This is a genomic window from Fundidesulfovibrio magnetotacticus, from assembly GCF_013019105.1.
GTDB lineage: Bacteria > Desulfobacterota > Desulfovibrionia > Desulfovibrionales > Desulfovibrionaceae > Fundidesulfovibrio > Fundidesulfovibrio magnetotacticus.
Genome location: NZ_BLTE01000005.1, coordinates 1 through 23,656, shown reverse-complemented (window position 1 = coordinate 23,656; position 23,656 = coordinate 1). Strand labels below are relative to the sequence as shown.

Genomic DNA, 23,656 nt, shown 5'->3' with positions numbered 1-23,656 from the left:
AAAAGCACCTGGGCGTCTTTCATGCGGGCCTTGGCGATCCTGAGGAGTTCTCTGGCTTCGATCATACAGCATACCCCGCCGGGGTTCAACTCGCCAGGAACGCCTTGTAGGCCAGCATGGTGGCGTGCAGGTCGGCCTTGGAACACAGCTCGAAGGGGCTGTGCATGGAGAGCACGGGCGGGCCGAAGTCGATGATGTCCATGCAGTAGGCGGCCAGGAACTTGGCCACCGTGCCGCCGCCGCCCAGGTCCACCTTGCCCAGTTCGGCCATCTGCCAGGGCACGCCGGCCGCGTCCATGACGCCCCGGATCCAGGCCACGTACTCGGGGTGGGCGTCGGATGCCCCCACCTTGCCGCGATGGCCCGTGAACTTGTTGAACGTGGGGCCGTGGCCCAGCAGGCAGGCGTTGAGTTTTTCGTGCACCTCCTGGTAGTCCGGGTCCAGGGCGGCGTTCACGTCGGCGGACACGGCCTTGCCGGCCTCCATCACGCGCGAGAGGCGCGCGCCCGGCTCCCAGGCGGCGATGAGGTCTTCCAGGGCGTACTCGAAGAACATGGAGCCCGCGCTGGTGGAGCCCTCGGAGCCGATCTCCTCCTTGTCCCAGAAGAGCACGATCTGGGCGTGCTCCGGGGCCTCGGCCGCCAGCAGCGCCTCCAGGCCCGCGAACACGCAGAGGCGGTCGTCGTGGCCGAAGCCGCCGATGAGCGAGCCGTCCAGGCCCACGAAACGCGCCGGACCGGCGGGCACGGCCTGGAGTTCGGCCGAGTAGAGGTCGCTCTCGGTGATGGCGTAGCGTTCGTGGAGCAGGGCCAGCACCTTCTTCTTCACCGAGGCCTTGGCCCCGTTCTCCTTGGCGTCGTCGTCCTTGGGCGCGGGGGCGTGGCCCATGATGATGTTCAGCTTCTCGGCCTCGAAGGCGTCGGAGACCTTCTGCTCCACCTGCTTGTAGGCCAGGTGCGGCAGGAGGTCGGGGATGGTGAACACCGGGTCCTCGGGGTTCTCGCCGATGGTCACCTCCACCACGCTGCCGTCGGTCTTGGCCACCACGCCGTGCAGGGCCAGGGGGCGGGCCAGCCACTGGTATTTGCGGATGCCGCCGTAGTAATGGGTCTTGGCCTGGGAGACGTTGCAGTCCTCGTAGAGGGGGTGCTGCTTGAGGTCCAGGCGGGGGGTGTCGGCGTGGGCGCCCAGCAGGCGGAAGCCCTCGGAGAGGGGGCGGCGGCCCTTGCGGGCGATGAAGGCCGTCTTGCCGTGGGAGACCTTGAAGCAGGCCTCGCCGGAGAAGCTGCCGTCCGGGCTTTCGATGAACCCGGCCTCCAGGAGGCGGCGGCGCACGTAGGCGATGGTCTCGCGTTCGGTCTTGCACTCGGTGAGGAAGCGCACGTAGCGCCCGGCCAGGGCGTCCATGGCGGCGCGGTCGGACTCGGAGGAATAGACCTCCCAGCAGTTCTTGGATTCGTGCTCCAGGGGATTCATGACGGCTCCTTAAAGAGATGCTTGCACGGCGGCCAGGGCCAGGGCGCGGGCCGCCAGGTCGAATTCGTCGGGGCGCAGGGTGCGCGGGTCCATGCAAAAGGCGCCGTCCTCCACGCGGCCCGTCAGGGGCGGGTCGGTGTCGAGGAGCGCGGCGCGCAGGGTGTCCGGGGCGAGGCCCGGGTTCTTGGGAGATAAGCAGACCAGAAAAGTAGGCAAGTCGCGCTCCGGGAAGGCCCCGCCGCCCACGCGCGAGGCCCCGGGGCGCACGCAGGCCTCGAAGTGCCCCCCGGCGCGGCGGCGCACGGCCCGGGCCAGGGCCTGGGCCTTGGCCTTGAGCTCCTGGGGCGTGGCGCGGATCATGGCCAGGGTGGGTATTTCGCGGCGGGCGCGTTCGGGGTCCAGGTAGAGGCGCAGGGTGGCCTCCAGGGCGGCCAGGGTCATCTTGTCGATGCGCAGCGCCCGGCCAAGCTGGTTGCGGCGCAGCACGTCCAGATACCGCTTGCGGCCCACGATGATCCCGGCCTGGGGGCCGCCGAGCACCTTGTCGCCCGAGAAGGTGACCACGTCGGCACCGGCGGCCACCACCTGGGCCACGGTGGGCTCGCCGTGCAGGCCCGCCGATCCGAAGTCGTCCAGGGTGCCGCTGCCCAGGTCCTCGATGACGGGCAGGCCGTGGCGCGCGCCCAGGGCGGCCAGCTCCTCCAGGGAGACCTCCTTGGTGAAGCCGATGATGCGGAAATTGGAGGTGTGCACGCGCAGGAGCGCCGCGGTCTCCGGCGTGATGGCGGCTTCGTAGTCGCGCAGGTGGGTGCGGTTGGTGGCCCCCACCTCGCGCAGCACGGCTCCGGACTTGGCCATGACCTCCGGCACACGGAACGAGCCCCCGATCTCCACCAGCTGCCCGCGCGAAACCACCACCTCCCGGCCCTTGCAGAGGCTCTCCAGCACCAGGAGCACGGCGGCGGCGTTGTTGTTCACCACCATGGCCGACTCGGCTCCGGTGAGCCGCGTGAGCAGGCCTTCCACCAGGCTGTGGCGGCTGCCGCGCCCGCCGGTGGAGAGGTCGAACTCCAGGTTGGAGTAGTGGCGGCAGGCCAGGGCCACGGCCCCGGTGGCGGCGTCGGCCAGCACGGAACGCCCCAGGTTGGTGTGCACCACCACGCCCGTGGCGTTGAGCACCCGGCGGAAGCGCGGGCGCACGAAAGAGCGCGCGAAGCACTCGATGCGCCGGGAGAGCGTCTCCCAGGCGAGGGCGTCCTCGCGTTCGATCAGGCCCTGGCGGATTTCCTCGCGCGTGGCGTCCAGGAAGGCCTGGACGGCCTCGCGCACCAGGGCGCGGGGGGCGTCGAGGGGCTCGGGCAGGGCCTCCAGGTGCGCGAGCACCCGGTCCATGGAGGGCAGAAGACGGTAGAGTGCGCTCACGCTGGCTTCTTCCTTGCGTCGGGATGCCCGGAACTAGCCCACATCACGGCCGAAGGCAATGCGGAGCGGCCATCCACGCGGGTTGGCAGCGGAAGACCTCGGCCAGCAGGTAGAGCGAGCCGCACACGAGCACGGTCCCCTCCTGGCCGTGCAGCAGCTCCAGGGCCTGGGCGGCGTCGCGCACGGGGCGGGCGCGCGGTCCCAGGACGCGGGCCAGGGCTTCCGGGTCCGGGGCGCGTCCGCAGGCCTCGAAACCGGGCACGAGGATCGCCCCGGGCGTGAGCGCCCGGGCCAGGGGGAGCATGGTCTCCAGGTCCTTGTCGGCCAGGCAGGAGAAGACCATGGCGGAGGGGACCACGCCCGCGTAGGCCAGGGCGCGGGCCAGGCACTCCAGGCCCGGGGCGTTGTGCGCGCCGTCCAGGATGAGCGCGGGCAGGGGCGGCTCGGCCGGGACGCGCTGGAAGCGTCCGGGGATGAAGGCCTGGCGCGCGGCCTGCTCCAGTGCCTCGGGGTCGGCAACGGGGACCAGACCCGGCGCGGCCTCGGCCAGGAGTTGCCGGGCGGCCAGGGCGAGGAGCCAGTTGTCCTGCTGGTGGGGGCCGGGCATGGCCGGTCGCGAGGGCCAGCTCGCGCCGTGAAGGGCGGCGACATGGGCCGCGTGGTGGAACGGCGCGCCCGCGCGGGCGGCGGCCGAGGCGAGCACGGCCAGGGCCTCGGGGGGCTGGATGCCGCAGACCACGGGGACTCCCGGGCGCATGGCCCCGGCCTTGTCCGAGGCGATGGACTCCACGGAGGGGCCCAGCACGGCGGCGTGATCCATGCCAATGGGGGTGTAGACGCTCAGGTGCGCGGGGAGGGCGGTGGTGGCGTCGTGGGCGCCCCCCAGGCCCGCCTCGAAGACGGCGGCGCGGCACCCGGCCTCGCGGAAGAGCCAGGCGGCCATCACCGTGAGCAGTTCGAAGTAGGTGAGCCGGAAGGCGTCGCCCCTGTCGGCGGAGACCTCCAGCACGGCGTGGGCGGCGTCGATCCAGGCCTGGTCCGGCAGGGGGGCGGCGTCGACCAGGATGCGCTCGCGGGGCGAGAGGAAGTGGGGCGAGGTGTAGAGCCCCGTGCGTGCGCCCGAGGCCGTGAGGCTCGCGGCCAGGAAGGTGGAGGTGGAGCCCTTGCCGTTGGTGCCCAGCACCTTGGCGGCGGCGCAGGGCGGGTTGAGCAGTCCCAGCGCGTCCAGGGCGGCGCGTACGCGGTGCAGGCCCATGTCCATGTGGAAGAGGCCCAGTGCGTCCAGGTGGTCCTGGAAGCCCTGGAAGTCGCGGAAGCGTGGGGAGGTCAGGGGCGGGCTCCGTGCCGCGCGGCGGGCGGCGGTCTAGAATTCGAAGGTCTCTTCCTCGCGCATGAGGTGGTAGGAGAAGCCGTCCAGGGATTCGAGCAGTTCGGCCTGGATCTGCTCCGAGAAGGGGGACTTCATGTGGTAGATGTAGACCCTTGGCTTGTAGGGAAGCTTTTCCAACTCGCGGCGCAGGAGCCTCGGGGTGAGGTGCTTGGAGATGTTGGCCAGCTCTTCCAGGTGGTTGGGGAAGCTGGCCTCGGTGATGACGTTGCGCACGGGGCGGTGGAAGTTGGAGAGCCAGTGCCACCAGGCGTCGCAGGGTCCGGTGTCGCCGGTGTAGGCCAGGATTTCCTTCTCGCCCGGCCCCCAGAGCACGAAGCCGCTGGCGTGCTTGGCGTGGTTCACGGGGTGGTTGGCGATGGTGAGCCCGCCCACGCTCACGTGGGAGGCCGCGGGCATGGGCTGGTAGGTGAGCACCGGGGAGTTGGCCGGGATGACGGTGAAGTCCGGCCAGATGGTGTCGTTGAGCAGGTGCGTGGCGATGGCGTCGAGCACCTCGGGGAGCCCCCGGATGTTCACGGGCGGCCTTGTGTGGTGGCCGAAGAATTCGATGAGGTTGTCGGCCAGGAAGAGGATGTCCTTGATGTGGTCCAGATGGGCGTGGCTGACGAAGATGTCGGTGATGGCGGCCTGTTCGTCCAGGGACAGGCTGGAGGTGACGGAGCCCGCGTCCAGAAGGATGCGTCCGTCGACGAGAAAGGACGTGAGGTGGTGTCCTGGCAGGTCCGAGCCTGAGCAGCCGAGCACGCACAGCTTCATGATCCCTCCTGGTTGATCGCCTTGCTTCCTCTGGCCGTTAGGCGGGGCGTCTGTCAAGGGCGTCCGCGCCGAAGCGTCCGCGCTGGCCGTGCGGCTTGACCGCGGGCGTGCCATGGGATTAGAAAGTCGGGTCGCGCGCCAGTAGCTCAGGTGGATAGAGCAGCTGCCTTCTAAGCAGCCGGCCGGGGGTTCGAGTCCTCCCTGGCGCGCCAGTAAATTCAAGGGGTTAGGTCTGTGGGCCTGGCCCCTTTTTCTTGTTGGATAACCGGGCTGGATAACATTGTGGCCAACCATCCGAAAATACGAGGAAATTCTGGATAACATTTGGCAGACGCGCGGAGCAGGTCAGGGGCTACCTCTGTGCTCGCGACATCTCGCAATTTTTATGTTGTAAAACCCCGACAGGCGTGAGAATATAAAATAATTACAATTCCTAGGCAGCACGCCGACTTCGTGTGCAATCATCAATACATGAATCTGATTTGGAGATATATTCATGAGTAAGAGACGGGATCAGAAAATTCAAACTACAAGCAAAGAAAATGTCGTTCTCGCAGATTCGCATGATACTGCGTTGGTGGCCAAACCCAAGTCATCATTCCCGATAGTCGGCATCGGAGCCTCCGCCGGGGGGCTGGCAGCCTTCGAGGCGTTTTTTTCCGGCATGCCCGCAGACGCCGACCCCGGCATGGCCTTCGTCCTGGTGCAGCACCTGGCCCCGGACCACAACAGCATCCTCACGGACCTCGTCCGGCGTTACACACGCATGCAGGTCTTCGAGGTCGAGGACGGGATGGAGGTCAGGCCCAACTGCACCTACATCATCCCGCCCAATCACGACATGGCCTTCCTGAACGGAACGCTCCAGTTGCTGGCTCCCGCAGCCCCTCGCGGGCAGCGTCTGCCCATCGACTTCTTCTTCCGCTCCCTGGCCCAGGACCAGCACGAACGGGCCATCGGCGTGGTGCTCTCCGGCACGGGCAGCGACGGCACACAGGGGGTGCGCGCCATCAAGGGTGAGGGCGGAATGGTCATGGCCCAGAATCCGGAGTCCACGGAATACGACGGCATGCCGCGCAACGCCATCGCCACGGGCTTGGTGGATTTCGAACTGCCGCCAGCCGAGATGCCCGCCCAGATAATTTCCTATGTGGCCCATGCCTTCGGCAAGCCACCACGGCCCGGAGCCGCCCCGCTCCACAAGGCAGAGAGCGCGATCAAGAAGATCTTCGTTCTGTTGCGGGTCCAGACAGGCCACGACTTTTCCATGTACAAGCCAAGCACCATCCATCGCCGCATTGATCGGCGCATGGCTGTCCACCAGATTGAAACGCTGAACGATTACGTCAAATACCTCCAGCATAATCCACTTGAAGTGGAAGCGCTCTTCAAGGATCTGCTCATCGGAGTGACCAGTTTCTTCCGCGACCCGGAGGCCTTCAAGGCCCTTGAGGAGCACATCATCCCCAAGCTTTTCGCAGGCAAACAGACCGGGGCCAGCATCCGCATCTGGTCGACGGGATGCTCCACCGGGGAGGAAGCCTATTCCCTGGCCATCCTCCTGCAGGAGCGCCTGGAGATGCTGAAGCAGAGCTTCAACGTACAGATTTTCGCCACGGACATCGACAGCATGGCCATCGCCACGGCCCGCACCGGGCTGTATCCGGCCAGCATCGCCGCCGACATCTCGCCAGAGCGGCTTGGGCGCTTTTTCGTGGCCGAGTCCGACGGCAGAATGTACCGTATCCACAAAGGCATCCGGGACATGCTTGTGTTTTCCGAGCACGATCTGATCCGCGACCCGCCCTTCTCCAAGCTCGACCTCATCAGCTGCCGCAACCTCATGATCTACATGGGAGGGGAGCTGCAGAAGAGGCTCATCCCCATCTTCCATTACGCGCTGAACCCGGGTGGTTTCATCTTCCTGGGCACTTCGGAGACCGTGGGGGAATTCGGGGACTTGTTCTCCACGTTGGAGCGCAAGCTGAAGCTGTACCAGCGCAAGGACGACATCCACGGCGCTCGACGGACGGTTCCGGGCTACTATCTTCCGTTCCCGTCGTTGGAGGGCAAAGCCAATCAAGCTGTCGGCAAGACGCCCGCAGCAGGGAAGCTGCCGCTGCGCGAACTGACCGAACAGGCGCTCCTCACCCATGTCCCGCTGGTAGGCGTACTGGTGAACGCACAGGGAGCCATATTGTATCTTCACGGCCGCACAGGCATGTACCTGGAGCCTGCTCCAGGCGAAGCAGGCGTCAACAACATCCTGAAGATGGCCAGGGAAGGCTTGCGGCGCGACCTGACCACGGCCCTGCACAAAGCCTCGGTGACCAAGGCGGCCGTCCGCTGCGAGGGTCTGCGAATCAAAACCAACGGCCACTACACCTTGGCCAACCTCGTCGTCAGCCCGGTACCGACGCAGCTCGCCTCGGCCCCCGAGGACACCTTGTTCCTGGTCATCCTGGAGGAAATCCCAGGTGCGGACACCACAGGTGCGCCGGGAGCCATCCTGGAACCTGTCTGGGTTGAAGGCGGCACGGATGCGAACGTCGATGCGCGCATTACGGCACTCAAGCAGGAACTCCGGGCCAAGGAGGAGTATCTCCAGACCACCAATGAGGAGCTGGAGACATCCAACGAGGAGCTCAAGTCCTCCAACGAAGAGATGCAGTCCATCAACGAGGAGCTGCAATCATCCAACGAGGAGCTGGAGACATCCAAAGAAGAGCTGCAATCAGTCAACGAGGAGCTCGCAACGGTCAACGCGGAATTGCAGACAAAAGTTGCGGATCTGTCGCAGGCCAACAATGACATGAACAACCTGCTGGCAGGCACGGGCATCGCCACCGTCTTCGTGGATCATCAGTTGCGCATCCTCCGGTTCACCCCTGCGGCCACCCAGATCATAAACATGATCCTCTCGGACGTGGGGCGGCCCGTGCGCCACATCGTGTCCAACCTGATCGGCTACGACAGCCTGGCCGCAGACGCTCAGGCGGTTCTGGACACCCTGACCCCGAGAGCGATCGAAGTGGAGACGACGGAAGGCAAGTGGTACACCATGCGCATCCGTCCCTATCGCACTCTGGACAACGTGATCGAGGGGGCGGTGATCACTTTTTTCGACATCACTGAAACGAAACAGGCGCAGGAGATGCTGAAAATGGCCAACGAGCAGCTCCGGCTGGCCATCGTTGTCCGCGATGCCCAGGACGCCATCCTCATGATCGACTTGGACGGGCGCATCAAGGCCTGGAATGTTTCGGCGCAGAAGCTCTTCGGCTGGAGCGAGGCCGAGGCACTTTCCATGAACATCCGTGACATGCTCCCCCCCGAGTTGCGCGACCAGGAGTTGGACAATCTCCTGAAGGTAGTCAAGAACGAAGCCCAGGCTCCCTACGCCACCAAACGAAAGAACAAGGACGGACAGTTTATCGACGTATGGCTGACCGCTACGGCAATGCTCGACAATGCCGGGCGAATCTACGCCATTGCGACCACCGAGCGGGCCGGCCTTGTACGAGGTGACCCATGAACGCCTCACTGCGCCAACGAGCCGAAGAGCTTGCCCGGGCGGGCAAAGCCCCGAGGGGACCGAAGCTGTCTCCCGAAGAGATGCAGGAGAAGCTCCATGAGCTTCTCGTGCATCAGATAGAACTTGAAATGCAGAACGAAGCGTTGCGCCAGTCCCAGGAAGACCTGGAAGCCGTGCGCGCCCGCTATTTCGACCTCTACGACATGGCCCCCATCGGCTATGTCACGCTCAACGAACAGGGCCTGATCCTCGAAGCCAACACCACCGTCGCCTCCATGCTGGGGGTGCACCGCAGCCTGCTTGTCAACCAGCCGATCAGCCGGTTCATCTTCAAAGAAGACCAGGATCATTATTACAGGCACCGCAAGCATCTCGTCGCATCAGGCGAGCCGCACTCGTGCACCCAGCGCGGATGCGAACTGCGGCTGGTGAACCAGGAAGGGATTTCATTCTGGGCGCAGATCGAAACGAAATCCGCCCAGGAGGCAGACGGGGAATTCGTGCACCTTACCATGGTGAGCGACATCTCCGCGCGCAAACAGGCGGAGCAGGAGACGGTCAAGGCGCAGGAATACCTCGCCAACATCCTGAATTCCATGCCATCAGCCATGATCGGGATCGATCTCCAGTGCGTGGTGACGCACTGGAACAGGGCTGCGGAAGAAGCAACCGGCACACCCGCACGGTTGGCCCTTGGCCGCCCTCTGGAGGACGCGTTCCCCAGGCTGCTCCCCCAGATGGACACCATCAGGGCCGCATTGCGGGACAGGACCCCCCAGAACACGAAACGCGAGGTGTTCATCCGCAACGGCGTCAGGAGTTACCAGGACGTGATGATCTACCCCCTGGTCACTGAGGACATTGTGGGGGCGGTGGTCCGAGTGGACGACGTAACCCGGCGGGTTCAAATCGATGAGATGATGGTGCAGTCCGAGAAGATGATGTCCGTGGGCGGCCTCGCCGCAGGCATGGCCCATGAGATCAACAACCCCCTGAGCGGCATTCTCCAGAGCGCGCAGGTGGTTATCTCCCACCTCCAGCCGGATGTCCCGGCCAACAGGATCGCTGCCGAAGCGAGCGGATGCTCCATGGACAGCATCCAGGCCTACTTGAATAAACGACAGATTCCCGAGTTCATGGAGGCCATCAACCAGTCTGGCGCGAGAGCCGCCCAGATCGTCTCCAACATGCTGGAGTTCTGCCGCAAGGGCGACGTACCGCAGCAGGCTGCGGACATAAACGCCTTGCTGGACAAGGCCGTGGAGTTGTCACGCTTCGACTATGACCTGAAGAAAAAATACGACTTCAAAACCATCACCATCGTTCGCGAATACGCTCAGGACCTCCCGGAGGTGTACTGCACCTGCGCCGAGATAGAGCAAGTCGCCCTGAACCTGCTCAAGAACGCGGCTCAGGCCCTCGTGAATCAGGACGCGATCACGAGCAAGCCGACCATCACGCTGCGGACCGCCCTCGACGGCGGCCTCCTGCGCATCGAGGTAGAAGACAACGGCATCGGCATGACCGACGCCGTGCGCAAAAGGGCCTTCGAGCCCTTCTTCACCACCAAGGGTGTCGGGGAAGGCACCGGACTGGGGCTCGCGGTTTCGTATTTCATCATCGTCACCAAGCACGGCGGCAGCTTCGATGTGCAGTCGCAACCCGGAATTGGAACACGCTTCATCATGCGCATCCCGTTTTCGCCGGATCAGACGGATGCCTGGACGGCGGCGGCAGAAACGCATGCAGAATCATAATCACTCCCCGCCGGGCCTTCCCGGCAGATCTTGGCACTGCAAGCCTCCTTCATGGAACCAAGGCATCCCGCAGTAGACTTTTACAGTGCAACATGAATTGGCTGCACCAGGAGACGTACGATGACAGACAACCTGCGCAAGCGTGCGGAGATGCAGCTTAACACACGCAAAATTAAAACCGACGAGGCGATGACTCCAGAGGAAATGCTCCAGATGATGCACGAATTGCGCGTGCACCAGATCGAACTGGAGATGCAGAACGAGGAACTTCGGCGGACGCAGATGGAACTTGAAACCCTGCGCGCTAAATATTTCGATCTCTACGATCTGGCGCCCATCGGATACGTGACGCTAAGCGGCAAAGGGATGCTCCTTGAAACCAACGTCACCTTCGCGACCATGCTGGGCGTGCCGCGGGGAACGCTCGCCAACCAGCCCCTCAGCCGGTTCATCCACAAAGAGGACCAGGACATCTACTACAAGCACCACAAGCTGCTCGCCTCCACCGGCATGCCCCAGGGATGCGAACTGCGCATGATGAAGGCGGATGCGACGCACTTCTGGGCAAAGATAGATGCCGTCCCGGCCACCGAGGAAGGCAAAGCCACGGTGTACCGTACCGTCATAAGCGACATCTCCGCCCGCAAACATGCCGAACAGCTCCAGGCGGACATCGAGGGCATCATCCAGCACGACCTGCGCTCGCCCGCGTGCAACGCCGTGAACGTCGCCATGCTGTTGCTTGAGGGTGACGGGTTGAACGACCAGCAACGCCAGCTTCTGTTACTGCTGAACAACGCTGGCCTACAGATGCTGGACACACTGGACCGTTCGCTGGACATGCACAGGATCGAAACAGGACAGTACAAGGCCAATCCGAAGACCTTCAATTGCCTCCCTGTGATTCTTGAGATTATCCAGAACCTGCGCAACATGAAGCAGCACCGGAACACCTCCATGCAGGTGCTTCTGAACGGCGCTCCGCCTCCTGAGAATGTGCGATTCGCATGCTTCGGACAGGAGGAACTCTTACGCGCCTCCCTGTTCAACCTTATGAAAAATGCGGTGGAGGCTTCTCCCAAGGGGAGCATGGTGACCGTGAACCTGGCATCGGACAAGGACCGCCACATCGAGATACGCAATCAGGGCGTGGTTCCCGCGTCCATACGGGATCGGTTCTTCGACAAGTACAGCACGGCGGGCAAGCCCTACGGGACGGGGCTCGGCACCTACTCGGCGAAAATGATGATCGAGGCGCAGGGCGGCACGCTCACAATGCGCACTTCGGAGGAATCAGGCGAGACGGTCCTCACGATCCATCTCCCCTCGTGCGCGAGCTCCGCAGGCATCCAATAAGCTGTGTGACGGCACTGCCGCTCCGGAGAGCGCGCCGGGAAAGGATCCATGACCCGACAAGCACGGCGAGGCCCACTCGCCTCAAGACGACTCAATGGCTGCAAGGGATTTCAGATCCCCGCCCGGTTTAAGACAAGGACGCTGCATGGCCAGGATTCTTATCGTTGACGATGACGAGATTACCCGCATGGTGCTTTCAGACATCATTGGCGCGGAAGGACACACGGTGTACGCCGAGCCCTCCCTGGCCCGGGGAGTCAAGATAGCCGAATCAATCCCCATCGACCTCGTATTTCTGGACGTCTTCCTCCCCGACGGCAACGGCCTGGAGTATCTTGTACGGTTCACGCAACTGCCCTCAAACCCCTTGGTGATCATCATCACCAACGCGGGCAATCCCAACGGAGCGGAACTGGCCATTCGCAACGGAGCCTGGGACTACGTCGAGAAGCCGTTCTCACCAAAGGATCTTCAGCTCTCCATCCGCCAAGCCGTGGCGTTCCGCGAGAAAAAGGGCGACACCCTGCCCGTAAAGCGCAGCCGGATTGTGGGGTCGAGCCCCCAACTGCTGCAATGCATCCAGGAGATGTCCAGGGCGGCTCGAAGCAACGTGCGCGTGCTGTTCTACGGAGAAACGGGCGTCGGCAAGGACCTCTTCGTCAGGGCTTTGCACGAGAACTGTTCCGTATCGAACGGACCGTTCGTGATCGTGGACTGCGCGTCTCTCCAGCCCACCATCGCCGGAAGCGAACTCTTCGGGCACAAGAAGGGGTCGTTCACCAGCGCGGTGTCCGCAAACCAGGGACTTATCCAGCAGGCGCACGGCGGCACCCTCTTCCTGGATGAGATAAGCGAACTCGACCTCGAAACGCAGAAACTCCTGCTGCGCGTCCTGGAAACCCACAGGTATCGCCCCCTCGGCGAACACCACGAGGTGCACAGCGATTTCCGCTTCGTGTGCGCCAGCAACAGGGACCTTGAGGCCATGGTCGGGCCTGTACTTCGTTCCGGCGATGGCGCGGTCCAACTCCAGCACGGTAACCGCCGGATTTACCGGCCTCCCCCTGCGCAATTGCCAGGGCACATACTGTGCCGAACTGAAGAAGCTCGCATTGGGCCAGGAATTGAGGGTCCTGTTCAACGACACAGGCGGTGGCTGGTCCTATGTCGAGGTCGTGCAGACCGGAGAGAAGGGATGGGTGTGCAACGCCAACGTGTTTTAACCGTGTAGTTTTAGTCAACGACTACAGCGTCAGCAGTGCTTCTCACAACGCATCACCCGTGAGCCAAGGGGACTATATGACCAATACCAACACAATAAAAATGCGCATCATTCCTGCGCTGCTGGCCATTGCCTTGCTGATCTCGGCGATTCCTGCCGCTGCCGCAAAGCTTGTGCCGTCAGTCGACAACTTCATCCTCTTCCTGGACCACTCCAGCTCGATGAAGTTCTTCTACAAAGGCGTGCGCATCGTCGATCTTGGCGGACAGTCCAAGATTGTCCTGGCCAAGTCCGCCATGGTGGAGTTCAACAATCTCGTCCCGGACCTGGGCTACAAAAGCGGCGTGTACACCTTCGCCCCGTTCAGGAAGTACGCAGGCATGTCCCCGTATAGCCGGACAGCCGTGGCCAACGCCATTGACCCCATCAGCATCGATTACGAGACCTATGGCCGCGTCACCCCCATGGGCCCCGGCCTGCAGGAACTCGACAAGGTGCTCGGCAACCTGCCCGGCAGGACCGCAGTCGTCCTGTTCTCGGACGGCGACGAAAACCTGGGCATCGATGCCGTTGTCGAAGCCAAGCGCCTTCAGGCCAAATACGGCGACAGGCTGTGCTTTATGGTGGTCAGCTTCGCCGACAGCAAGCACGGTGAGAGCGTCCTGAAGCAAATCGCGGCCCTGTCCAGGTGCTCGTGCTTCGTGAATGGCGAAGAGTTCCTTCGCAACCAGGCCGCGCGCCTGACCTTCATGAAATGCGGCCTGTACCAGGAGCAGTCCGACATGGGCAGCGAGACAGTGGTCTTCCGCTCCATCTACTTCGACTTCGACAAGTACAACATCAAGCCGGAATTCATCCCGGTTCTCGACGAAGGCGTCGCCATGAGCATGTCCAAGTCCAACATGGGCGTCGTCCTGGAAGGACACACCGACTCCGTCGGCTCGGACAGCTACAACCAGGCCTTGTCCAACCGCCGCGCCAACTCGGTGAAGTCCTACTTCGTGAAGAAGGGCGTCGATGCGGGCCGCATCACGGCCATCGGATACGGTGAGGCACAGCCGCGCGCCGACAACGCCACAGCTGAAGGCCGCAAGCTGAACCGCCGTGTGGAGATCAAGTTCAAGCCCGTTCAATAACCCGCAACAACTCTGATTCCAGCCTGGCAGGGACCAACCATCCCTGCCTGGAGTTTTGGGGATATGAATCTCGAAACTTTCAAGCATGAACCGATGAGCCCGGTGCAATATGCCATTGTGACAATTTTCTTTGTTGCCAGGTACAACTTTCCACGAGACAGGCAGAGGATGTCATTTATTGAAGAACATTATGTTTTGCTCATTATTGCGAGGATACTGCCATAGTAATCAACGCGTTTGCACTCACGGCACGCATGCGTACCGCGCTACGGGGCGACCAGGATACTGAGCTGCTGCGCTCGGAATTGTTCAGTATAAAGCAACTGGAGCGCCACGCCGTCATGCTAGCCGTCCAGCATCGAATCGCCCAGAAGCCTGGGCCCGACAAGCTGCTGCCACGGCTGTCGGACAACGCCCACGTCCTGCTGGCGGCCTATGACGTTGTTACGGCGTCCACGACGCAGGGGCAACGACTCGTCCCTGCGGAAGCCTGGCTGCTGGACAACTTCTATCTCATTGAACAGCAGATCGTCATGGCCCGCCGCCATCTCCCACGCGGATACAGCAGGCAGCTGCCGCAGCTGGCCGAAGGCGCATCGTCTGGCTTCCCGCGCATCTACGCCCTGGCCCTGGAGCTTATTTCGCACATGGATGGCCGCGTCGATAGCGACAACGCCCACCAGTTCATCGCGGCCTATCAGACCGTGGAGCCGCTCAAGCTGGATGAACTCTGGGCGTTCCCCATCATGCTGCAACTTGCGTTGCTGGAAAATATCCGGCGAGTCGGCGTTCGCATTGCTCGCAGGCGTGAAGAGCGCGACGCGGCCATCCTCTGGGCGGACCGCATGCTCGCCACCGCCGAGTTGGAACCGAAACAGCTTATCCAGCAGCTGGCCAAGTTCGCCAATGCAGATGTCCCCCTGACCGCTCCGTTCGTGGAAGAGTTCTATGCCCGGCTTCAGGCCCAGGGCTCCGCCATGGCCTTCGTGCAGACCTGGGTCGAGCAGAAGCTGCGAGAACAGGGAGTCACGGCGACCCAGTTGTCGGAAGCCGCCGGACGGACGGCTGCGGCCAACCAGATCGCCATCGCCAACAGCATCGGCAGCCTGCGCTTCATCGGCGCGATGGACTGGCGCGATTACGTCGAGGCGCAAAGCGTGGTCGAGCGGATGCTGCGCGAGGATCCGGCAGGGATGCACGCCCTCCAGGATTTTTCCACCCGCGACCGGTACCGCCACGTGATTGAGGAAGTGGCCAAGGGCAGCACCAGGAGCGAACCGGAGGTGGCGCGCGAAACGATCGGTCTCGCCAAGGCCGCTGCCCAGGCGTTTGGAACCGGGGATCGAACCGCGCACGTCGGGTACTACCTGATCGACAAGGGCCACCACGTGCTGGAAAGCGCGGTCGGCTTCCGGCCCACCTTGAAATCGCGCCTTCGCGCGACGGGCCAACAGCTCCGGCTTGCCGTCTACCTCGGCTCCATCCTGGTGCTCATGGCTTTGGCTGCCTCCACCTTGTTCCTCTCCGTGTCCGTACTCGGCCCGGCTGACTGGAGATACTGGCTGCTGGCGGTGGCCAGCGTGTTCGGCGTCTCCACATTGGCCGTCTCCCTGGTGAACCTGCTAGTCACGCTCTTCCTGCCCCCGCGCGGATTGCCGCGCATGGACTTTTCAAAGGGCATCCCATCTGCGCACCGCACCATGGTGATAGTACCCACCCTGCTCAGCACGCCCCAGGAAATCGATGAGCTCCTCGAAGCCCTGGAGATCCGCTACCTCGGCAACCGCGACCGCAACCTGTTCTTCGCCTTGCTGTCGGATTACCGAGACGCCCCCGAGCGCACCCTCCCCGGGGATGAAGAGCTGCTGGCGCACGCCCGCGCGGCAGTGCAGGCGCTCAACGAGACCTACCGGGACGACCGCCCCTGCGTCTTTTACCTGTTCCACCGGCCACGGGTCTGGAATCCGTACGAACAGATCTGGATGGGCTTTGAGCGCAAGCGCGGCAAGCTGGAGCAGTTCAACTCCGTGCTGCGCGGCGGCGACGTCGCCGCATTTTCCGAGATCGTTGGAGACTTGGGCGTGCTTGGCTCGATCAAATACGTCATCACCCTGGACACCGACACGCAACTGCCGCGCGACACGGCGCGCACGCTCATCGGCAACATCGCCCATCCTCTCAACAGGCCGGTGTACGACGCCGCGAAGGGGCGCATCGTCGACGGGTACGCCATCCTGCAACCCCGCGCTTCCATCAGCCTGACCAGCGCTGGGCATTCGCTGTTCACAAAGTTGTTCGCGGGCGAGTCCGGCATCGACCCCTATTCGCGCGAAGTGTCCGACGTCTATCAGGACCTCTTCGGGGAAGGATCGTTCATCGGCAAGGGCATCTATGATGTGGACGCCTTCCGCCAGGCCGTTGATGGCCGCTTTCCCGAGAACCTCATCCTCAGCCACGACCTGCTGGAAAGCGGCTATGCCCGCTCCGCCCTGGTGACCGATGTGGACCTCATCGAGGAGCATCCCGCCAGTTACGCCATCGAGACGAGCCGACGCCACAGGTGGATTCGTGGCGACTGGCAGCTCACCGGATGGCTGCTCCCGAGCGTGCTGGGTCCGCCGGGGCCGGATGGAACAAAATCAAGACGGCAGCCCAATCCGCTCACCGCCTTGTCGGTCTGGAAAATTTTCGACAACATCCGGCGCAGCCTTGTGCCGCCGTCGCTGTTGGCCATGCTGGCGGGCGGCTGGCTGCTCGTGCCGGGATCGCCGTGGTTCTGGACCCTGCTGGTGGCGGGCGTGGTGTTCCTGCCTGACCTGTTGCGGGCCGGTATCGTACTCGTCCGCAAGCCGGACGACCGCAACTGGCTGGTGCACACGGCGCTCTCAGGAAGAGCGGCCGGTCGTCCCTTGACGCTCGCCCTGCTGACGCTCGCCTTCCTGCCGTACGACGCGCTCATCTGCGTGGACGCGATCCTGCGCTCGGGTCTGCGCATGCTGTTCACCCGGCGGGGTTTGCTGCTGTGGCACATGCCCAGCTATGCCCGGCGCAACGCGCGCCGGACCCTGGCTGCGTTCTGTGTTGAGATGTGGGCCGGACCGGTTCTGGCATCGGCGTTGGGCTTCGCGGTATGGACCATCCACCCTGCAGGCTTGATCTTCTGCGCGCCGGTGCTGCTGCTGTGGCTGCTCTCTCCCGCCGTGGGCTGGTGGATCAGCACCCCTCTCCTGCCGCCTGCGCAGGAACTGAACGAGGAACAGAGGACATTCCTGCGGGCGTCCGCCAGGAGAACGTGGCGTTTCTTCGCCGAGTTCGTGGGGCCGCAGGACAACTGGCTCCCGCCCGACAACTTCCAGGAGTATCCCTCTGCGGTCATCGCCTCGCGCACCTCGCCCACGAACATGGGCATGTCCCTGCTGTCTGCTCTGGCCGCCTACGATTTCGGCTATATCCCCGCCGGAGAATTGTTGCGGCTGGCGGGCAACACCATGTCCACCATGGAGCAGCTGGAGCGCTATCGCGGCCATTTCTACAACTGGTACGACACCCGCACGCTGACGCCGCTTCGTCCGCAGTATGTCTCCTCGGTGGACAGCGGCAACCTGGCGGGCAGCCTGCTTACGTTGCAAGCGGGTCTTGCCGGACTGAAAGACCACCCTGTGCTCTCCCCGCGCGCGTTCCACGGACTTCAGGATACCGTACAAGTGCTGTCCGAATACGCGCCTTCCTCACGCATCCCCGAGCTCGCGAAGAAGATCAGGCTGCTTCAGGACACCCTGCAAGCACTCACGCGCGACGGCCTGCCGCGAACGCTGGCCGCTGCCTACATCGCCCTGGCCGAAATTCGCCGCCATGGCGAGGGGCTTGCTTCATCGCTGCCACCCACCGCACTCGATGACGAACTGCACTACTGGGCGAACGCGTTCGTCCAACAGGCCCACACGATTGAGGACGACATCAGGACGCTGATTGCTGATCCGCAGACGGCGGGCGACATTCCAGGACTGGCGGAGCTGGCCCTGGGTGTGATCGACCCCACGCGGCCAGCCGGGCTTGCATCACAGCGTGCAGCCGCGCTGGAGCGCCTGGCGATCATCGACGACCTGATGGAGCGTTGCCGGGAACTGTCCGCCATGGATTTCGAATTTCTCTACGACACGTCGCGCGACCTGCTGACCATCGGCTACGACGTGGGCGAACGCCGCCGCGACCCCTCCTGCTACGACCTGCTCGCCTCGGAGGCGCGCCTGACCAGCTTCCTGCTCATCGCGCAGGGGCAGATCCCGCAGAAACACTGGTTCTCGCTGGGGAGACTTCTCACCAGCCATGGCCGCGACGTGAGCCTTATCTCCTGGAGCGGCTCCATGTTCGAGTACCTCATGCCGCAGCTCGTCATGCCCAGTTACGAGAACACCCTGCTGGAGCAGACCTGTAAGGCCGCCGTGTCCCGCCAGATCGAATATGGCCGCCAGCGCGGCGTGCCCTGGGGAATTTCCGAATCCTGCTACAACGCCACGGACGTGCTCCACGTCTATCAGTACCGGGCCTTCGGCGTCCCCGGGCTTGGCTTCAAGCGCGGCCTGGGTGACGATCTGGTGATCGCACCCTACGCCAGCGCACTGGCCCTCATGGTCCTGCCGAGAGAGGCCTGCCGCAACCTTCAAACGCTGGCGACCAGCGAATTCCAGGGCGCGTATGGCTTCTACGAGGCCGTGGACTACACGCCGTCGCGCGTGCTGCGCGGCAAGAGCCACGCAGTGGTGCGCGCGTTCATGGCGCACCATCAGGGCATGAGCCTCCTGGCCTTCGAGCATGTCCTGCTGGGCCAACCCATGCAACGACGCTTCATGGCCTCCCCCCAGGTGCGGGCCACGGATTTGCTGTTGCAGGAGCGCGTGCCCAAGAAGGGGGCGACGCTTCACCCGCACGCAGCGGAAGTGAGCGCCGCCGCGCGCCCGACCGCAACGGAAGCGGACGCGATCATGCGCGTTTTCACAGACCCCAACACGCCGATGCCCGAAGTGCACCTGCTGTCCAACGGCAGATACCACGTGATGACAACCAGCGCAGGCGGAGGCTACAGCCGCTGGCACGATCTGGCCGTCACCCGCTGGCGCGAGGACGCCACCTCAGATTGCTGGGGCGCTTTCATCTACCTTCGCGATATCGACACGGGCCGCTACTGGTCCACCGCGCATCAGCCGACGCTGCGCAAGGCCGATCACTACGAGGCGACCTTCGTGCAGGGGCGGGCCGAATACCGCAGGCGCGACCAGGCCATCGAAACGCACACCGAGATCAGCGTTTCGCCGGAAGATGATGTGGAAATCCGCCGCGTCACGCTCACGAACATGTCCTCGCGCACCCGCAGCATCGAGGTGACCAGCTACGCCGAGGTCGTGCTGGCTCCGCTCAATGCGGACCTGTCCCATCGCGCCTTCAGCAACCTGTTCGTACAGACCGAGATCCTGCCCGACCGCCAGGCGATCCTCTGCACCCGGCGTCCCCGCACGCCGGGAGAGCACCTGCCGCTCATGTTCCACCTGTTGGCGGCGCCCGGCGCGACCGCAGGGGAGCCGTCCTTCGAGACCGACCGCGCCAGGTTCATCGGGCGGGGCCGCAGCGCCGCCAATCCGGCGGCGCTGGATGACGGCTCACCGGTAATGCTCTCCAACACCGGCGGGTCCGTGCTTGATCCTATCGTGGCGATCCGGCGCATCATCACCCTGGCTCCCGACGAATCGGCCAGCGTGCAGATCATTTCCGGCGTGGCCGACACGCGCGACGCGGCCCTGACGGTGCTCGAAAAGTATGCCGACCGGCACTTCGTGGAGCGCGCGTTTGAAATGGCCTGGTTTCAGAGTCAGGAGGTGCTGCGTCACCTGGGCGCGACCGAGGCCGACGCGCAGATCTTTGGCCGCCTGGCGACTTCCGTCATATACGGCAGCGCCACACGCCGCGCCGCCCCGAGCGTCATCGCGCGAAACCAGCTCGGCCAAGCCGGGTTGTGGCGCTTCGCCATCTCCGGCGACCTGCCCATCGTCCTTCTGCGCATAAGCGACCTGAACCGCATCGGGCTGGTCAAGGAAGTGCTTCAAGCCCACGCCTATTGGCGAATGAAAGGCCTGAGTTCGGACCTGATCATCCTGAACGAGGATTTCACAAGTTACCGCGCTGTTCTGCAGGACCAGATCATGGGGTTCATCAATGCGGGACCGGAGGCGCAGGTTGTCGACAAACCGGGCGGGGTCTTCGTGCGCCGGGCGGAGGAGCTCTCGGAAGAGGACCGCGTCCTGTTCCAGACCGTGGCCCGCGTCGTGCTGACAGATTCCACGGAATCCCTGTCCGAACAGGTGGAACGCCGCGTCCTGGCAGATCGGGTGCCGAAGAGGCTTGATCCCACGCTCCGACGGCCCCTCGACCCCGTCCACCCGCTGCACGCGCGCGAGCGCATCTTCTGCAACGGCCTGGGCGGCTTCACGCCGGACGGACGCGAGTACGTCATCACCATGGAGCCCGGCCAGACGACGCCCGCTCCATGGGCCAACGTCATCGCCAGCCCGCACATCGGCACGGTGGTCAGCGAAAGCGGGAGCGCATACACCTGGGTGGAAAACGCCCACGAGTTCCGCCTGACCACCTGGCACAACGATCCGCTCTCCGACACGAGCGCTGAAGCGTTCTACATCCGCGACGAAACTACCGGCGCGTTCTGGTCGCCAAGCCCCCTGCCAGCCCGTGGCCGGTCCGGCTACGTGTGCAGGCACGGGTTCGGCTACAGCGTCTTCGAACATTACGAATCCGGCATCTCCTCTGAGATGCATACATACGTGGCCATGGACGCTCCGGTGAAGTTCGTGGTGGTCAAGGTGCGCAACCACTCCAAGCGTTCTCGCCGGTTGTCGCTGACCGGATACTGGGAACTGGTCCTCGGCGAATGGCGACACGCCAACATGATGCACGTGGTCACCGAAACAGACCCGCACAGCGGGGCCATGTTCGCCCGCAACGCCTATGGCCGTGAATGCGCCCACCGGGTCGTCTTCGCCCATGTCAGCGAGCTCTCGCGCTCCATGACCGGAAGCAGGACCGAATTCATAGGCCGCAACGGGTCGCTGAACAACCCGGCGGCCATGAACCGCAGGCGGCTGTCGGGAAAGACCGGCGCAAGCCTCGACCCCTGCGCCGCCATTCAGGCCCGCATCGAGTTGGCCGAAGGCCAGGAGCGCGAGATCGTGTTCATCTTCGGAGCGGCGCGCCACACGGACGAGGCCCAGCACTTCATCCAGCGCTTCTCCGGACCTGCCGGCGCGCGCCAGGCCCTGGAGGACGTCTGGAGCCACTGGAACCGTACGCTGGGGGCGGTGCACGTGGAGACGCCAGATGCGGCGCTGAACGTGATGGCCAACGGCTGGCTGGTCTACCAGACGCTCTCGTGCAGGCTCTGGGGACGCAGCGGCTACTACCAGTCCGGCGGGGCCTACGGCTTCCGGGACCAGTTGCAGGACACCATGGCGCTTGTCCACGCCACGCCGTGGCTCGCCCGGGAGCAGCTGATCCGATGCGCGGAGCGCCAGTTCCTCCAGGGAGACGTGCAGCACTGGTGGCACCCGCCAGGCGGCCAGGGCGTTCGGACGCATTTCTCCGACGACTATCTGTGGCTCGCCTACGTAACCTGCCGCTACGTGCTGGCCACCGGCGACACGGGGGTGCTCGACGAACAGGTGCACTTCCTGGAAGGCCGCGAGCTCGACCCCAAGGAAGAAGCCTACTTCGACCAACCGCAACGCTCGACAGAGGCGGCAAGCCTCTATGAACACTGCGTGCGGGCGCTTCGGCACGGATTGCGCTTCGGCGACCACCATCTGCCCCTGATGGGCTGCGGCGACTGGAACGACGGCATGAACCTCGTTGGTCACGAGGGCAAGGGCGAGAGTGTCTGGCTGGCCTGGTTCCTCTACGAGAATCTTCAACTGTTCACAGGACTGGCCCGCGACAGGGGCGACGAGATATTTGCCGAAACATTCAGCAGGCATGCATCCCTCCTGCGCACCAACATCGAGGCAAACGCCTGGGATGGAAACTGGTACCGCCGGGCCTACTTCGACGACGGCACGCCACTGGGCTCTGCTGAGAACGAAGAGTGCCAGATAGATTCGATCAGCCAGAGCTGGGCGGTCATTTCAGGTGGAGGCGATCCCCAGCGCGCCCGCCAAGCCATGGACGCAGTGGATGAACGACTGGTGCGGCACGACGCGAAACTCATTCAGTTGCTCGCGCCGCCCTTCGACAAATCCGACATCGAACCCGGCTACATCAAGGGTTACGTGCCTGGCGTGCGCGAGAACGGCGGCCAGTACACCCACGCCGCCATCTGGGCGACCACCGCCTTCGCCATGATGGGCGACAAGAAGCGGGCCTGGGAGCTGTTCGACATGCTGAGCCCCGTCAATCACGGCAGCACTGCGGAGGACATCGAGCGCTATAAGGTTGAGCCGTACGTCATGTGCGCGGATATTTACGGCGCTGCCCCGCACACCAGCCGGGGCGGCTGGACATGGTACACCGGGGCCTCGGGCTGGATGTACCGCCTGAGCGTGGAGACGCTGCTCGGGCTGCATCTGGAAGTGGACACCCTGCGCATAGCGCCGTGCATGCCGGACCATTGGGATTCGTACAAAATGCACTACCGTTTCCGTGAGACATTCTACCATATCACGGTACGGCGTGTGGGCGGAAAAGCGGCCCGCGTGATTCGCGTCACTGTTGACGGCGCAGTGACAGAGGATTCCGGGCCTGCACGCATGGAGCAGATGTCCGGTCGGATTCCCCTTGTCGACGACCATCAGGACCACCACGTCGAAGTGGAGATGGCCTGAAGTGAATGACGGCCGCAGCAACACTCCAGTGTGCCGCTGCGGCCATCATTTGGCAGGGAGCGGCCCGCGCGCGCACCCTGGTCTTGAGCGGGGCTTTCGGGGCCGTCCGCACAGCCACGCGAGCCAGTCCGCCTCAAAACAGTCTAATCTGGTACTGAAGTTCCTGCCGAGCCTAGAAGCGTCAGACTAGAACGTAACGGCCAGGCTCACAGATCCGAGCATTTGCGGCCCGGGCTGTTTCTCGAACTCCTGCGTCCTGTACACGTGTGTGTAGGTCAGCTTGGCCCGGCCCAGCACCAGCCCCACCCCCGCCATGAGATCGGCCACGAAAGGCTTTTTCGTCACGCTCGGGCTGCTCTGCCAGGTGTTGCCGTCCAGGAATATGTTCCTGGCCACCGCCTTGCCCTCGGCGCCAACGAAAACATGCACGCCGAAGTCGATGCCCTGTCGCAGGCGCGGATCGGACGGGCTTGCGGGCGCGCTCACGCCGCCGCCGGGCTGTATGAGCGAGGTCCCGAAATCCCAGGGCAGCCGGTACCCGAAGCGGACGTGTCCGACTTTTGTTTATTGAAGCCAAGATGGACACAAGCTGGTCGAATGGTCAGTTGCGCAGTAAGATTCAGAGGTTTAACAGCCCGTTGCAAAAGGTCGTTTTCGGCTATTACCCCTCACAGACGACTGCGATGGGCATGATTGCGCGGCATTGCTCCTCTGCAACCAAGACAA

At 63.8% G+C, this 23,656-nt stretch carries 11 protein-coding genes and 1 tRNA gene; 7 read left to right on the top strand and 5 right to left on the bottom strand.

All coding sequences use genetic code 11. The features are described 5' to 3' along the window. Positions 1-85 precede the first annotated feature (85 nt). The 4 genes from NNJEOMEG_RS06745 to NNJEOMEG_RS06730 all read right to left on the bottom strand — a co-directional run bounded on the left by NNJEOMEG_RS06745 (position 86) and on the right by NNJEOMEG_RS06730 (position 5,045). Positions 86-1,477: an aminopeptidase gene (locus NNJEOMEG_RS06745; RefSeq protein WP_173082634.1), complete on the bottom strand. Its 1,392-nt coding sequence runs from the start codon at positions 1,475-1,477 to the stop codon at positions 86-88. A gap of 9 nt (positions 1,478-1,486) precedes the next feature. Next, positions 1,487-2,899 carry an L-seryl-tRNA(Sec) selenium transferase gene (selA, locus tag NNJEOMEG_RS06740; protein WP_173082632.1) on the bottom strand — a complete coding sequence of 471 codons (1,413 nt, stop codon included), beginning with the start codon at positions 2,897-2,899 and terminating at the stop codon, positions 1,487-1,489. A gap of 43 nt (positions 2,900-2,942) precedes the next feature. After that, a complete protein-coding gene (locus NNJEOMEG_RS06735; RefSeq protein ID WP_173082630.1) occupies positions 2,943-4,160 on the bottom strand; it encodes a bifunctional folylpolyglutamate synthase/dihydrofolate synthase in 1,218 nt (405 codons plus the stop codon). A gap of 102 nt (positions 4,161-4,262) precedes the next feature. Continuing rightward, the gene (locus NNJEOMEG_RS06730) at positions 4,263-5,045 is read right to left on the bottom strand and encodes a 3',5'-cyclic-nucleotide phosphodiesterase (RefSeq protein ID WP_173082628.1); all 783 of its coding nucleotides are present in this window, start codon (positions 5,043-5,045) and stop codon (positions 4,263-4,265) included. Positions 5,046-5,180: 135 nt separating this feature from the next. Between NNJEOMEG_RS06730 and NNJEOMEG_RS06725 the strand changes: the two genes are divergently transcribed. The 7 genes from NNJEOMEG_RS06725 (at position 5,181) to NNJEOMEG_RS06695 (ending at position 22,930) form a co-directional block, all read left to right on the top strand. Next, positions 5,181-5,257: transfer RNA gene (locus tag NNJEOMEG_RS06725), tRNA-Arg, on the top strand. A 284-nt stretch (positions 5,258-5,541) separates the two neighbouring features. Then, on the top strand, positions 5,542-8,580 hold the full coding sequence (locus NNJEOMEG_RS06720; RefSeq protein ID WP_173082626.1) for a chemotaxis protein CheB: 3,039 nt from the start codon (positions 5,542-5,544) through the stop codon (positions 8,578-8,580). Further along, positions 8,577-10,337 carry a PAS domain-containing sensor histidine kinase gene (locus tag NNJEOMEG_RS06715; protein ID WP_173082624.1) on the top strand — a complete coding sequence of 587 codons (1,761 nt, stop codon included), beginning with the start codon at positions 8,577-8,579 and terminating at the stop codon, positions 10,335-10,337. Before NNJEOMEG_RS06720 ends, NNJEOMEG_RS06715 begins: the two co-directional genes overlap by 4 nt. 120 nt (positions 10,338-10,457) lie before the next feature. After that, the gene (locus NNJEOMEG_RS06710; RefSeq protein ID WP_173082622.1) at positions 10,458-11,693 is read left to right on the top strand and encodes a PAS domain-containing sensor histidine kinase; all 1,236 of its coding nucleotides are present in this window, start codon (positions 10,458-10,460) and stop codon (positions 11,691-11,693) included. A 145-nt stretch (positions 11,694-11,838) separates the two neighbouring features. Beyond that, positions 11,839-12,924: a sigma-54-dependent transcriptional regulator gene (locus NNJEOMEG_RS06705; protein WP_173082620.1), complete on the top strand. Its 1,086-nt coding sequence runs from the start codon at positions 11,839-11,841 to the stop codon at positions 12,922-12,924. A 68-nt stretch (positions 12,925-12,992) separates the two neighbouring features. Further along, complete coding sequence (locus tag NNJEOMEG_RS06700; RefSeq protein WP_173082617.1) at positions 12,993-14,051, top strand: OmpA family protein; 1,059 nt, start codon at positions 12,993-12,995, stop codon at positions 14,049-14,051. A 254-nt stretch (positions 14,052-14,305) separates the two neighbouring features. Further along, on the top strand, positions 14,306-22,930 hold the full coding sequence (locus NNJEOMEG_RS06695) for a glycoside hydrolase family 94 protein (RefSeq protein WP_217270491.1): 8,625 nt from the start codon (positions 14,306-14,308) through the stop codon (positions 22,928-22,930). Between the two features lie 186 nt (positions 22,931-23,116). Here NNJEOMEG_RS06695 and NNJEOMEG_RS06690 read toward each other — a convergent pair whose 3' ends face one another. Then, positions 23,117-23,434: a lipid A-modifier LpxR family protein gene (locus tag NNJEOMEG_RS06690; protein WP_235956870.1), complete on the bottom strand. Its 318-nt coding sequence runs from the start codon at positions 23,432-23,434 to the stop codon at positions 23,117-23,119. Between the last annotated feature and the right edge of the window lie 222 nt (positions 23,435-23,656).

What these genes read in the sequence shown, in the direction of transcription:
- NNJEOMEG_RS06745 (WP_173082634.1), bottom strand. Translation starts at nt 1,477, where the DNA reads ATGAATCCCCTGGAGCACGAATCCAAGAACTGCTGGGAGGTCTATTCC.
- NNJEOMEG_RS06735 (WP_173082630.1), bottom strand. Translation starts at nt 4,160, where the DNA reads ATGGACATGGGCCTGCACCGCGTACGCGCCGCCCTGGACGCGCTGGGA.
- NNJEOMEG_RS06730 (WP_173082628.1), bottom strand. Translation starts at nt 5,045, where the DNA reads ATGAAGCTGTGCGTGCTCGGCTGCTCAGGCTCGGACCTGCCAGGACAC.
- NNJEOMEG_RS06720 (WP_173082626.1), top strand. Translation starts at nt 5,542, where the DNA reads ATGAGTAAGAGACGGGATCAGAAAATTCAAACTACAAGCAAAGAAAAT.
- NNJEOMEG_RS06715 (WP_173082624.1), top strand. Translation starts at nt 8,577, where the DNA reads ATGAACGCCTCACTGCGCCAACGAGCCGAAGAGCTTGCCCGGGCGGGC.
- NNJEOMEG_RS06710 (WP_173082622.1), top strand. Translation starts at nt 10,458, where the DNA reads ATGACAGACAACCTGCGCAAGCGTGCGGAGATGCAGCTTAACACACGC.
- NNJEOMEG_RS06705 (WP_173082620.1), top strand. Translation starts at nt 11,839, where the DNA reads ATGGCCAGGATTCTTATCGTTGACGATGACGAGATTACCCGCATGGTG.
- NNJEOMEG_RS06700 (WP_173082617.1), top strand. Translation starts at nt 12,993, where the DNA reads ATGACCAATACCAACACAATAAAAATGCGCATCATTCCTGCGCTGCTG.
- NNJEOMEG_RS06695 (WP_217270491.1), top strand. Translation starts at nt 14,306, where the DNA reads ATGCGTACCGCGCTACGGGGCGACCAGGATACTGAGCTGCTGCGCTCG.